12 protein-coding genes are annotated in these 12,383 nt (G+C 61.9%); 3 read left to right on the forward strand and 9 right to left on the reverse strand.

Going from position 1 to position 12,383, the window contains the following annotated elements:
• Positions 1 to 5: 5 nt before the first annotated feature.
• On the reverse strand, positions 6 to 281 hold the full coding sequence (locus BC443_RS01390; protein ID WP_071230054.1) for a zinc ribbon domain-containing protein: 276 nt from the start codon (positions 279 to 281) through the stop codon (positions 6 to 8).
• A gap of 370 nt (positions 282 to 651) precedes the next feature.
• Here BC443_RS01390 and BC443_RS01395 point away from each other — a divergent pair, with 370 nt between their 5' ends.
• From BC443_RS01395 to BC443_RS01405, 3 genes are all read left to right on the forward strand, one after another.
• Positions 652 to 1,584, forward strand: coding sequence for a D-2-hydroxyacid dehydrogenase (locus BC443_RS01395; protein ID WP_071230055.1), 933 nt, complete (start codon positions 652 to 654; stop codon positions 1,582 to 1,584).
• Positions 1,585 to 1,595: 11 nt separating this feature from the next.
• Positions 1,596 to 2,540: a ribokinase gene (locus tag BC443_RS01400; RefSeq protein WP_071230056.1), complete on the forward strand. Its 945-nt coding sequence runs from the start codon at positions 1,596 to 1,598 to the stop codon at positions 2,538 to 2,540.
• A gap of 83 nt (positions 2,541 to 2,623) precedes the next feature.
• Entirely contained in the window at positions 2,624 to 3,580 is a 957-nt protein-coding gene (locus BC443_RS01405) for a nucleoside hydrolase (protein ID WP_071230057.1), read from the forward strand.
• A gap of 57 nt (positions 3,581 to 3,637) precedes the next feature.
• Here BC443_RS01405 and BC443_RS01410 read toward each other — a convergent pair whose 3' ends face one another.
• The 8 genes from BC443_RS01410 to BC443_RS01445 all read right to left on the reverse strand — a co-directional run bounded on the left by BC443_RS01410 (position 3,638) and on the right by BC443_RS01445 (position 12,334).
• Positions 3,638 to 3,871 carry an acylphosphatase gene (locus tag BC443_RS01410; RefSeq protein ID WP_244179843.1) on the reverse strand — a complete coding sequence of 78 codons (234 nt, stop codon included), beginning with the start codon at positions 3,869 to 3,871 and terminating at the stop codon, positions 3,638 to 3,640.
• Positions 3,858 to 4,844 carry a YihY/virulence factor BrkB family protein gene (locus tag BC443_RS01415; RefSeq protein ID WP_244179844.1) on the reverse strand — a complete coding sequence of 329 codons (987 nt, stop codon included), beginning with the start codon at positions 4,842 to 4,844 and terminating at the stop codon, positions 3,858 to 3,860. Before BC443_RS01415 ends, BC443_RS01410 begins: the two co-directional genes overlap by 14 nt.
• A 162-nt stretch (positions 4,845 to 5,006) precedes the next feature.
• Positions 5,007 to 5,924: a LysR family transcriptional regulator gene (locus BC443_RS01420; RefSeq protein WP_071230059.1), complete on the reverse strand. Its 918-nt coding sequence runs from the start codon at positions 5,922 to 5,924 to the stop codon at positions 5,007 to 5,009.
• 60 nt (positions 5,925 to 5,984) lie between these two features.
• A complete protein-coding gene (gene cls, locus BC443_RS01425; protein WP_071230060.1) occupies positions 5,985 to 7,406 on the reverse strand; it encodes a cardiolipin synthase in 1,422 nt (473 codons plus the stop codon).
• A gap of 173 nt (positions 7,407 to 7,579) precedes the next feature.
• The gene (locus BC443_RS01430) at positions 7,580 to 9,085 is read right to left on the reverse strand and encodes a fumarate hydratase (protein ID WP_071230061.1); all 1,506 of its coding nucleotides are present in this window, start codon (positions 9,083 to 9,085) and stop codon (positions 7,580 to 7,582) included.
• A gap of 184 nt (positions 9,086 to 9,269) precedes the next feature.
• Positions 9,270 to 10,013, reverse strand: coding sequence for an endonuclease VIII (nei, locus tag BC443_RS01435; RefSeq protein ID WP_083387145.1), 744 nt, complete (start codon positions 10,011 to 10,013; stop codon positions 9,270 to 9,272).
• Complete coding sequence (gene uvrB, locus BC443_RS01440) at positions 10,010 to 12,040, reverse strand: excinuclease ABC subunit UvrB (RefSeq protein ID WP_071230063.1); 2,031 nt, start codon at positions 12,038 to 12,040, stop codon at positions 10,010 to 10,012. Before uvrB ends, nei begins: the two co-directional genes overlap by 4 nt.
• A 96-nt stretch (positions 12,041 to 12,136) precedes the next feature.
• On the reverse strand, positions 12,137 to 12,334 hold the full coding sequence (locus tag BC443_RS01445) for a hypothetical protein (RefSeq protein WP_071230064.1): 198 nt from the start codon (positions 12,332 to 12,334) through the stop codon (positions 12,137 to 12,139).
• Between the last annotated feature and the right edge of the window lie 49 nt (positions 12,335 to 12,383).

The raw sequence follows: 12,383 nt of genomic DNA on the forward strand, positions 1-12,383 counted from the left end.
GTAACTCAGGCTGAGGCTTTGCTGTCGCCGCTCGACTTGCTGCCGCTATCGCCTGCCGGTGCGGGGCTGGCGCTATCGCCCACGAGATTCTTCTTGCTGCCCGATTTGAAATCGGTTTCGTACCAGCCGCCCCCAGCCAGCCGGAATCCGGCTGCCGACACCAGGCGGGACAGTTCCGACCGCTCGCAGGCCGGACAGTCGGTCAGCGGCGCCGCGCTGAGCTTCTGGAGTTTTTCCAGGCGATGGCCGCAGGCCTTGCACTCATATTCGTAGATGGGCATGGTTTCATCACTCTATACGGGATAGCGCCGCTTCATGCTTCGGCACCGTCCTGCTATCGACGCGCCCCGTCACCGGGGCCTCTGCGCGTTGCCCTCCACCACGACCGGTGGAGGCACTGCGTTTCAAATCGCTCTTGAAGATCAGGGCTGCTTCCGCCTTTTCAAGCACGTTTTTCGGTCGATCTCGAAGGCGACCGAGGCGGCACCTGGCGTCGCGCTTTCCAAGCCGCGTTCGAAAGCCGCATAGTATAGCGCGCAGCAGCCGGTCGCGGGCAATATTACCGGCTGATAACGCCAATGTCGTCGTTCGCACGCCAGCGATGGCCATGCCATACGATTCGAGACAGGAAAGAGACAAGGAAAAGGAAGCATGAAAGCCGTTCTCCTGGATGCCGCCTCACTGGGTGACGATGTCGATCTCACCCCGATTCGCGCCCTCGTCGAGAATCTCGACGTTCATCAGCTCACCTCGCCCGAGCAGACGCGGGAGCGCCTGACCGGTGCCACGATCGCCCTGACCAACAAGGTCGTCATCGATGCCGAACTGATCGATGCGCTGCCGGAGCTGAAGCTGATCTGCGTACTTGCGACCGGCACCAACAATATCGACATGGCAGCCGCCGAGCGACGGGGAATCGTCGTGCGCAATGTCTCTGCCTACGGCACGGCGAGCGTTGCGCAGCATACTCTGATGTTGATGCTGGCGCTGGCTGCACGGCTCCCGCTTTATCAGAACGAGGTCAAGGCCGGCGCCTGGCAGCGTAGCGACATTTTCTGCCTGCTGGATCAGCGTACGCTGCAGCTCGCCGGCAAGCATCTCGTCATCGTCGGCAGCGGCGTGCTCGGCACCGCCGTGGCCAGGCTGGGCGAAGCGTTCGGCATGGGGGTCACGTTCAGCGCCCGCCCCGGCAACGAGGCCAACGATTCCCGCCCGGCGCTTGCCTCGCTGCTCGACACCGCCGATGTTCTCAGCCTGCACTGCCCGCTGACCGACGAGACGCGCGGCCTCATCGGCAGCGACGCGCTGGCCGCCATGAAGCCCGATGCGCTGCTGATCAACTGCGCTCGCGGCGGTATCATCGATGAAGCTGCCGCCCTGGCCGCCCTGCGGGATCGACGTCTTGGCGGCCTGGCCGTCGACAGCCTGCCCAGCGAGCCGCCGCGCGAGGGGCATGCGCTGCTCGACGCGCTCGCCGAGCCGCTCAATCTCATCGTGACCCCTCACAATGCCTGGATCACGCCGGAAGCGCGTCAGCGCGTCGTCGAGTTGACGGCAGACAATCTTCGCGACTGGCTGGCTTGAGGAGCAACGAAATGGCACACGAAACACCGGCGGTCTACAACTTCGGCTCCATCAATATCGATCACGTCTACCGGGTTCCCCATCTGGTTCGGCCCGGCGAGACGCTTTCCAGCACCAGTCTGCATCAGGTCCTGGGGGGCAAGGGCGCCAATCAGTCGTTGGCACTGGCACGTGCCGGCGGTCGCGTCGTCCACTGGGGCCGCCTCGGCGAGGCCGACCGCTGGGCGCTGGCCCCGCTCATCGAGGCAGGCGTCGAGGTGAGCGATGTCGAACTGGTTGCCGGAGCCAGCGGTCATGCGCTGATTCAGGTCGACGACCACGCCGAAAATGCGATCATCCTCTACCCCGGCGCCAATCACGGCTTCGAGGAGAGTCGTCTGGGCGCGCTTGTCGACGCCGCCGAATCCGGCGGCTGGATCCTGATGCAGAACGAGTGCAACGCTGCCGAGCGGATGCTGCGTCTCGCCGCGGAGCGGGGGCTTTCCATCGCCTTCAATCCCGCACCGCTCTCCTCCGATGTCACCGACCTGCCACTGGAACTCTGCCAGATCCTGTTTCTCAACCGTGGCGAGGCGGCGGCGCTGGTGGCGCAGGACGAAAACACCGATGCCGACACCCTGCTGGCAGCATTGGCGAAACGGCTGCCGGACGTCGAGATCGTGCTGACGCTGGGTAGCGAGGGCGTTTGCCATCAGTACCGCAACGAGCGGGTGACGCTGACCGCTCATCGCGTGGAGGCCGTCGACACGACCGCTGCCGGCGACACCTTCATCGGCTATTTCATGGCGGCCAGACAACGGGGCGACGGCATTGAGCAGGCCCTTCGTCTGGCGACGACCGCATCGGCACTATGCGTCCAGCAGGCCGGCGCCGAGCCGAGCATTCCGGTTGTCGCCGCCGTCGAAGAGGCCATGACGACGCTGCCTGCCCTCACGCTCGAGCGACGAAGCGGATGATCCACGGCCGTCGTCGATGATCATCAACCTTTCATGGCCAGCGCCTTGGCTGGCTTGCAACGAGATCGAACCCAGGAACTAGCATGCCCATACCCATCATTTTCGATACCGATCCCGGTGTCGATGACGCACAAGCCATCGCCATCGCGCTGGCTCACCCCGAGATCGAGCTGCTGGGGCTGACGACGACTTTCGGCAACGTCACGATCGAGGTCGCGACCCACAATGCGCTGCTGCTCGCCGAGCTAGCCGGCCAATCGATCCCGGTCGCCCAGGGCGCGGCGGGGCCGATGGTCAAGCGCAAGAATCCGCCGCCGGGCCACATCCATGGAGACAATGGCCTGGGCAATATCGCGCTACCCGACATCACGACCCAGGCACTGAAACAGAGCGCCGCCCAGTTCATCGTCGACCAGGTCAATGCCCGCCCTGGCGAAGTCGTTCTGGTAGCCGTCGGGCCGTTGGGGAATCTCGCCGCCGCGCTGCAGCTCGACCCCAGTCTGGTCGACAAGGTCAAGCGAGTGGTGGTGATGGGAGGTTCGATTCGAGAAGGCGGCAACGTGACGCCGGTCGCGGAAGCCAACATTTTCAATGATCCTCACGCCGCCGCCAGGGTTTTGCAGGCGGACTGGCCGCTCACGCTGGTCGGGCTGGACGCGACGCATCGCTGCGTGCTGGACCCGCAGAGCATGGCGCGGATCGTCGGAGCCCAAGGGGCGCTGGGGAAGGTGCTGGATGAAAGTTACGCCTTCTATCGTCGGTTCTACCAGCAGGCGCTGGGCATCGATGGCTGCTGCCCCCATGACAGTTGCGCGCTGGTCTGGCTGCTCCGCCCCGATCTCTTCAGCGTCGAGCGAGGCTATTTGAGCGTGGTTACCGATGGGCTGGCCGAAGGCCAGACGGTGATGGCGCCGGAGCAGCGGGAGTTCGTGGATACGCGCTGGTCGCAGGGGACGGCGGCTGAGGTCTGCCTGAACGCCAACGGCCCGGGCGTGATCGACTGGATCGTCGAAACGCTCACGACCTACCCCTCTCCCTGAGGCGCGCTCGCCCGATCGCTATTCGCAGCGGTCGGGCGAGTTCGTTGTCATTCGGCGTCAGCCCGTGGTGAAGCTCGCCGGCGCCGCGAGTGTGGCTTCTTCCACGGCGACGTCGGTCACGTCGGCCGCTGGTGAACCTTCCCACAATTGATCGATCAGCTCGGCAATGGCGACAGCCTCACCGCAGGCAACCACTTCGACCCGGCCATCCTCGAGGTTGATCGCATGTCCGGTGATGCCCCAGCGCTCCGCGTGGCGACGTACATGCTCACGATAGCTAACGCCTTGCACTCGCCCGCTCACCCGAGCTTTGATCGTCCGATGGGTCATGAGATGAATTCTCCTTGGTAATCACTTCATGGCGTATCACGACTGCCGTGTTGCGAGGTATGACATGGCCGCCTTTGGCCAGGACATGCGTCCGGGTAAACGCGGCGCCAAACAGTAGAATCAGCGACGAGTAATACACCCACAAAAGAACCAGCACGACCGAGCCGGCCGCCCCATAGGTCGATGCCGTTGCGGTATGTGCCAGATAGGCGGCGATGGCATTGCGCCCGATGATGAACAGCACCGCCGTCACCAGAGCGCCCAGCAGTACGTCGCGGTAGGAAAGCACGACGTCCGGCAACACCTTGAATATCGTGGCGAAGAACAGCGTCACGACCACGATGGATAGCGCAAACTGGGCCATGTCCAGCAGAAAAACGCTGCCTGGCACCCAGTCACCCGCGTAATCGAAAGTCACTCGCAGGATCACGCCAAGCACCAGCGACACCATCAGCACGAAGCCGATGGCCAGTACCACTGCCATGGATAGCAGACGCTTCTTGGCAAACAGCAGAACGCTGTTCCGGTCCGGGTTGGGCGCGACGCTCCAGATGGTATTGAGCGAGAACTGCATCTGACCGAAAACCGTGGTCGCGCCAATCAATAGCGTCACGAAACCGATGATGGTGGGCAGAATGCCCGAAGCCTCGATACTGGATTGCGCCACGGCATCTTCGATCGCGTTGGCCGCCGAAGGCCCCAGGGTATTCTGCAACCGAGCCACGATTTCCCCGCGGGCGGCATCTTCGCCCAACCACAACCCGACCACACTGACTGCAATGATCACCGTCGGTGCCAAGGAAAAGAGCGTATAGAACGCCAGCGAACCGGCATAGCTGAAAGCGTTGCGGTCGAGCCACAGCTTGACGGAATCGCGAACCACTGCGCTCCAGTACTTGAAGAAGGAGATGGTGTTGGAATGGAGGGCTGTCACGTTGGTTCCTTGTTGTTGGCTGTCACCCCGCGAGGTGCAGACGAACTCTGGGAATCTCTGCCAAAGGGCTGTTTCGCCGATATCAATAGTCTAGACGAGATTGCGACCTACCCTGCCCGTGATGCCGCTCCGACGCCCGTCGCTTTCTCGGCCTGGCTCGACTCAGGCCCGCAAGAAGTCGCTCGGCAGCTTCATCATGCGTCGCCACAGCTTTTCCACGCCGGGCTTGTGTACCAGCGAGCAACGATAGAGGCGAATTTCCAGCGGGATATCCCAGTTGTCCCCCGCCGCACGGACCAGCTTGCCGTTGGCCAGTTCGTCACGAATGCAGAAATCGGGTATCCAGGCGAGACCGACACCCTGAAGCGCCATTCCCTTGAGTCCTTCTGCCATCGCGGTTTCATAGACCGTTTTCAATCGCATGCGCCCAGGCTCGTTCTTGAGCAGCATGCGTACGCTGCGGCCAAGAAAAGCGCCCTGAGTGTAGGAGAGAAACGGTATCGCGCCTTCTCCATCGAAGGAGAATTTCGGCCCGCCGGTGGCGTCCGGCACGCTCACGGGAAGCATCTTGACCTGGCCGATGGAGAACGAGGGAAATATCTCCGCGTCCAGCTGCATGGTGGCATAGGGATCGTGATACGCCAGCATCAGATCGCAATTGCCCTCTCGCAGCACGTGGATGGCATCGCCCACATTCATCGCCACCAGGCGCGTCGGCAGTTCACCGACCCCCTTCTGCAAGCGCGAAATCCAGGGCGGATAGAATGCCAGGGCCAGCGAATGCGCGGCGACGATATCCAGCGCCTCGTTGTCCATTGCCAGGCCGCGAACATGGGCCAGGCTATCGTTGAGCTGCTCGACGATATTGCGCGCAGTGACCAGAAAGAGCTGGCCTTCCGGTGTCAGGCTGACCGGTGTCGTCGAGCGATCCACCAGAGTGGCCCCGATCGCCTGCTCCAGCGAGCGAATCCGACGGCTGAAAGCCGGTTGCGTGACATGTCGTTGACGTGCGGATCCCGAGAAACTGCGCGTATTGGCTAGGGCAACGAAGTCTTCGAGCCATTTGGTTTCAAGATTCAATGAAGCCTCCGGCATCCATTCTGCTAACCGGCCGTCAGGCCGGCAGTAAAGGCTGCGTCATTATTGTACGGGTGACAGTAAGTAAGTGGCCCGCGAGAGCAGCTTGCGCCAGAGCGGGCGCTCGGCAAGCTCACGCTGGCTGACTTGGCGGCTATTGGCGAAATCCTTCTCGAGCATGTCGAATGCGGTAGCGGCGAAGGACTTGTCGGGTATATAGGCGGTGATTTCGAAGTTCAGCCTAAAGGACCGATTGTCGAGATTGACCGTCCCTACCATTGAGGTGTGGTCATCCACGAGCAGGACTTTTTGGTGTAGGAAGCCAGGTTGATAACGGTATATTTTAACACCGTTACGAATCATTTCCGGCAGGAAGGCAAAGGCCGAGAGAAACACCAGCAGATGGTCCGGTCGTTCGGGGATCAGCACACGCACGTCGACTCCTCGCAGCGCGGCCAACGTCAGCGCATCCTGAACGCCATGGTCGGGAACGAAATAGGGGCTGGTCACCCAAAGACGGTGTCGGGCCCCGTGAATGGCATGCTGCACCAGCAGGCTTGCCGTTTCTCTTCCATCGGCCGGCCCGGAAGGCACGACGGCAACGTGCTGGGACGTTCCCGATACGGGCTGGGGTTTCCAGCCCAGTGCCAAAATATCGCCCGTTGCCCAGTACCAGTCTTCCCAGAAGGCTTCCTGAAGTGCCAGCACGCTCGGCCCCTGGAGCTTGAGGTGCGTGTCGCGCCATTTGCCGTATCGCTCGACGCGCCCCAGATATTCGTCGGCCACGTTGAGTCCGCCGGTCCACCCTTCGCGCCCGTCGACCACCACGATCTTGCGATGATTGCGGAAATTGATCTGGAAACGATGCCGCCAACCGCGAGACGAATTGAAGGCCGAGACACGGACTCCCGCCTCCTCGAGATCCCGCAGATAGCCGCCGGAGAGCCCTCGGCTGCCGATCTCGTCGTAGAGAAAGTAGACGTTGATGCCACGCTCGGCCTGATGGATCAGCTTCCGCTTGAAGGCCATGCCGATCTCGTCGGCTCGGACGATGAAGAACTGGACCAGAATGTACGTTTCGGCATGATCGATGCCATCGAACAGGCTTTCGAAAGTCTCGTCGCCGTCGACCAGCAGCTCGGCCCGATTGCCCTGGGTCATCGGCATCCGCGCCAGCCCCTCGACCGCACGAATGCGGCCGCTTGCGGTCTCCGGGCGTGAGATATAAGGCTCGGTCTGCGGGCGATAGCGCTGCAGGACCTGACGAAGCACGGTATCGCGCTCGCCTCGTGCGGAGACATAGCCGTAGAACCGAGGTCGACCGAAAGTCCAGAAAATGGGCACGGCAATGTAGGGGAAGCTGAGCAACGTGACGATCCAGGCGACAGCGCCTTGAGAGGTACGGCTCGACATCAGTGCCACGATTGCCGTGACAATGCCCGCAACATGGGTAACGAACAGCAGCATACCGATCAGCCAGGTCATGTCCGCCATCGTTCACCACATCGCATCATGTCGTCGCTCTCGCCAAAATCGCCAAGCATTATCATACCGAAAAAAGAAGAGAGCCCCACAGGGCCCTCTTCTTTCAGCGCTTTTCTCTCCGACAGACGCTTCGGACAGGTTCCGCGCAACCAGGATGATGCCGTGCTTGACCGTCAAACTCGCTCGGCGATGATCTCTTTCCACTTGGCAGGCCCGGTCTGGTGAACCGACGTACCCAGATGATCCACGGCTACCGTGACCGGCATGTCCTCGACCTCGAACTCGTAGATCGCTTCCATACCCAGGTCATCGAAAGCGATGACTTCCGCTTTCTTGATGGCCTGCGCCACCAGATACGCAGCGCCACCGACAGCCATCAGGTATACCGCCTGATTGTCGCGAATGGCCTCGATCGCCAGCGGTCCGCGCTCCGCCTTGCCGACCATGCCGAGCAAGCCGGTCTCTTCTAGCATCGTCCGCGTGAACTTGTCCATGCGGGTGGCGGTGGTCGGCCCGGCCGGCCCAACCACTTCATCGCCCACCGGGTCGACCGGCCCGACGTAATAGATGAACCGGTTCTTCAGATCGACCGGCAGACTCTCGCCCTTGGCCAGCATATCGACCATCCGCTTGTGGGCAGCGTCGCGCCCGGTCAGCAGCTTGCCCGACAGCAGTACGGTATCGCCAGGCTGCCATTCGCGCACGGCTTCAGGGGTGACTTCGTCGAGATTGACGCGGCGTACGCCCTCGCCGACCTCCCAGGTGATTTCCGGCCAGTCGTCGAGCTTCGGCGCCGGCAGCTCGGCCGCACCGCTGCCATCGAGAGTGAAATGGACGTGACGCGTCGCCGCGCAGTTGGGGATGATGGCGACCGGCTTGTTGGCGGCGTGGGTCGGATAGTCCTTGACCTTGATGTCGAGGACTGTCGTCAGACCGCCCAGCCCCTGAGCACCGATGCCGCTCTGGTTGACCTTCTCGAACAGCTCGAGACGCAGCTCCTCGGCCCGGTTGCTGGCGCCACGGGCCTGCAACGCTTGAATGTCGATGGGATCGAGCAGCGCTTCCTTCGCCAGCTCCATCGCCTTTTCCGCCGTTCCGCCAATGCCGATACCCAGCATGCCTGGCGGACACCAGCCCGCCCCCATCTTGGGCAGCTGTTCCATGACCCAGTCGACGACGCTATCCGACGGATTGAGCATGGCGAACTTGGATTTCGCTTCACTACCGCCGCCCTTGGCAGCGACATGAATTTCCACCGTATCGCCCGGCACCAGCTTGTGATGGATGATCGCCGGCGTGTTGTCGCCGGTGTTCTGGCGCTTGCCATCGGGGTCGGCCAGGACTGATGCACGAAGGACGTTATCCGGCAGTGTATAGGCGCGGCGAACGCCTTCGTTGACCATGTCGTCGAGGCTCATGTCCGCTTCCCAGCGAACATTCATGCCGACGTGAACGAATACCGTGACGATGCCCGTGTCCTGGCAGATCGGACGATGGCCGGTGGCACACATCCTCGAGTTGATCAGGATTTGTGCGATGGCATCGCGCGCGGCGGGATTCTCTTCCCGCTGGTACGCCGCGTGCATGGCATCGATGAAATCCTTGGGATGGTAATAGGAGATGTACTGCAGCGCATCGGCCACGCTTTGGATGAGATCCTCCTGACGGATCGTGGTCATCAAGGTACTCCTGGCTGGTCACGGTAACTGCCCGACGGGTTCATCGCCCGTGAGTCGGTGATTTCAAGCGCGCGAATTATACCTGAGTAACGGGAAATTGGCAGTTTGCTACAAGGTGTTAGCATAAAAGATAACGGTATAAACCTTCACTTCCGATTCCCTAATACGGTCCGATGCGATTTCTTCAGCCCTGCTGGCAGACAGGACAATAATAGAATCGGCGAGACGCGACAGACGCACGCTGGATAGTGGCACCGCAGGCGTGGCAAGGCTCTTCATCACGATCGAAAACGGCGAATCGCCACTGGGCACGACGTTTACCGGCTCGCTGCATTCGCTTTCGCCAGCCTGACCGATTGGTCACGCCCGCTTCGCGATACGCTTGGTGAATCGTCGTCAGGATGCTGTTCGCGAGCTTTTCCCGCTGGGTATCAGACAGATCCCTGGGTCGCTTCATGGGCCCGAGCCCGGCATAGAACAGGATCTCCGAACGCAGGTAATTGCCGATGCCTGCGTAGAACCCTTGATCGAGCAACAAGCTGCCCAGACCACGGCCCGCGAAACGGCGCTCGCCCAGTCTCGCGACGATATCCCCTGTCGAGACGTCATGCGTCAGCAGATCCGGGCCTAGTCGCGCCAGGAACGGCTGCCGCTCCAGGGTTTGCGTGGTCCACAACGAGATATCGGAAGCGCTGTAGAGGCTCGCCGTATGTCGGGAGGTCGACAAGCGGGCACGCAGGATGCGATTCGTCCTGGGCGGTCGGTCGCTCCGATGGAGACGCCAGACGCCATAGAGCTGGTTATGGGAATAGAGCACGTGGCCATCGGCAAAAGTCACCAGCAGCGCCTTGCCCCAGCAATCGACCGCAGTCACCCGAGTCTGACGCAAGCGCCCCGCCATCGATTCAAGTTCGGGGCTTCGACTCATCCCAGCTCCAGCAGACGCGCCTTCAAGGTATGCAATTGATCACGCAGCTTCGCGGCCTGCTCGAACTCCAGGTTCTGCGCAGCCTCGTGCATACGATCCTCGAGCTTGCCGATTTCCTTGGTCAACTGCGGCGCGTTCATCGCGCTCAGAGCTTCGCGGGTATAGTCGCCCGGGGCTTCCGCCACCAGCTGCTCGGTTCGCTTGCGCCCGCCCTTGCGCCCCGGCGCCTGCGCCCCTTCCATGATATCGGCGACGGATTTGGTAACGGTCATCGGCGTGATGCCATGCCGCTCGTTATGCTCGATCTGCTTGTTGCGGCGGCGTTCGGTTTCATCCATGGCTCGACGCATCGAGTCGGTAATGCGATCACCATAGAGAATCGCCTTGCCGTGGGCGTTACGGGCGGCGCGGCCGATCGTCTGGATCAACGAACGTTCGGCGCGCAGGAAGCCTTCCTTGTCGGCATCCAGAATCGCGACCAACGAGACTTCCGGAATATCGAGCCCCTCGCGCAGCAGGTTGATGCCGACCAGCACGTCGAACTTGCCCAGCCGAAGGTCACGGATGATCTCGACCCGCTCGACGGTATCGATATCCGAATGGAGGTAGCGGACGCGAATGTCGTGCTCGTCGAAATACTCGGTCAGGTCTTCCGCCATGCGCTTGGTCAAGGTCGTCACCAGCACGCGCTCTCCGACATCGACGCGCAGCCGGATCTCCGAGAGCAGATCGTCGACTTGCGTGCTCGCCGGGCGCACCTCGATTTCGGGGTCGACCAACCCCGTCGGGCGTACCACCTGCTCGACCACCTGGCCGGCGTGCTCCGCCTCGTATGGCCCGGGCGTCGCCGAGACGAACACGGTCTGCGGAACGATGCCCTCCCACTCCTCGAAGGTCATGGGGCGGTTGTCCAGCGCCGAGGGCAGGCGGAAGCCATATTCGACCAGGGTTTCCTTGCGCGAACGGTCACCCCGATACATGCCGCCGACCTGCGGCACGCTGACGTGGGACTCGTCGATGAACAGCAGCGCGTCGTCCGGCAGATAGTCGAAGAACGTCGGCGGCGCCTGCCCCGGCGCTCGCCCCGATAGGTAACGCGAGTAGTTCTCGATGCCGTTGCAGTAACCCAGCTCCAGCATCATCTCGATGTCGTAGAGCGTACGCTGCTCGAGACGCTGCGCCTCGACCAGACGTTCGTGCTTTCGAAGATATTCGAGCCGGTCCGCCAGCTCCTGCTTGATCGACTCGATCGCGCCAAGAATCGTGTCGCGGGGCGTCACATAGTGGCTCTTGGGGTAGATCGTCATGCGCGGCACCTGCCCGCGCACTTCTCCCGTCAGCGGATCGAACAGCCGGATCGAGTCGATCTCGTCGTCGAACAGCTCGATGCGCACGCCCTCGTCCTCGGCATCCGCCGGGAAGACGTCGATGACATCGCCGCGCACACGATACGTCCCGCGCCGGAAATCGGCGTCGTTACGCGTGTATTGCAGCTCGGCCAGCCGGCGCAGAAAGCTGCGCTGGTCGATCTGCTCGCCGCGATTGAAGTGCAGACGCATCTTCATGTACTGCTCGGGATCGCCCAGACCATAGATCGCGGAGACCGACACCACGATCAGCGCGTCTCGACGCTCCAGCAGCGCCTTGGTCGCCGACAGCCGCATCTGCTCGATGTGGTCGTTGATCGAGGCATCCTTCTCGATGAAGGTGTCGGAAGACGGCACGTACGCTTCCGGCTGGTAGTAGTCGTAGTAGGAGACGAAATACTCGACCGCGTTGTCCGGGAAGAAGCTCTTGAACTCGCCGTAGAGCTGGGCCGCCAGCGTCTTGTTGGGCGCGAGCACGATCGTCGGGCGCTGCAGCGTCTCGACGACGTTGGCCATGGTGAAGGTCTTGCCGGAGCCGGTGACGCCGAGCAGTGTCTGGTGCGACAAGCCAGCGCCGAGGCCGCGAACCAGCCCTTCGATGGCGGCCGGCTGGTCCCCGGCCGGACGATACTTGGATTGGATCTTGAAAGGTTTGTTCATGGTCACTAATTAGGGTCCAAAGTATCTTCATTCAAGGGCATCGTCATTCAAGCCTCACCGATCCACGAGCCACGCCTCACTGCGCCGTCGACTCAATCACTGAGCCGTATAGCCCGACTTCAACGAGGCCACCGCCTTGATCAGCGCGTCACGGGAAACGCGTCCCTCGACTTCCGCCCATTCTCTTCCGATATCGACGCTCTCGACACCGTCCACCATCATCAGAGCCGTGGTAACGCGGTTGAGGTCTTCGGGGGTGGACACCCCTTTCAGGGTCAGATTGATCCGGGACATGCAGGTTTCTCCACTACGTTCTATTTACGATGGCCTTTCTACAATTCAG

It is taken from the genome of Salinicola sp. MIT1003 (assembly GCF_001858555.1).
Classification (GTDB): Bacteria; Pseudomonadota; Gammaproteobacteria; order Pseudomonadales; family Halomonadaceae; genus Salinicola; species Salinicola salarius.

What these genes read in the sequence shown, in the direction of transcription:
- BC443_RS01390 (WP_071230054.1), bottom strand. Translation starts at nt 281, where the DNA reads ATGCCCATCTACGAATATGAGTGCAAGGCCTGCGGCCATCGCCTGGAA.
- BC443_RS01395 (WP_071230055.1), top strand. Translation starts at nt 652, where the DNA reads ATGAAAGCCGTTCTCCTGGATGCCGCCTCACTGGGTGACGATGTCGAT.
- BC443_RS01400 (WP_071230056.1), top strand. Translation starts at nt 1,596, where the DNA reads ATGGCACACGAAACACCGGCGGTCTACAACTTCGGCTCCATCAATATC.
- BC443_RS01405 (WP_071230057.1), top strand. Translation starts at nt 2,624, where the DNA reads ATGCCCATACCCATCATTTTCGATACCGATCCCGGTGTCGATGACGCA.
- cls (WP_071230060.1), bottom strand. Translation starts at nt 7,406, where the DNA reads ATGACCTGGCTGATCGGTATGCTGCTGTTCGTTACCCATGTTGCGGGC.
- BC443_RS01430 (WP_071230061.1), bottom strand. Translation starts at nt 9,085, where the DNA reads ATGACCACGATCCGTCAGGAGGATCTCATCCAAAGCGTGGCCGATGCG.
- nei (WP_083387145.1), bottom strand. Translation starts at nt 10,013, where the DNA reads ATGAGTCGAAGCCCCGAACTTGAATCGATGGCGGGGCGCTTGCGTCAG.
- uvrB (WP_071230063.1), bottom strand. Translation starts at nt 12,040, where the DNA reads ATGAACAAACCTTTCAAGATCCAATCCAAGTATCGTCCGGCCGGGGAC.
- BC443_RS01445 (WP_071230064.1), bottom strand. Translation starts at nt 12,334, where the DNA reads ATGTCCCGGATCAATCTGACCCTGAAAGGGGTGTCCACCCCCGAAGAC.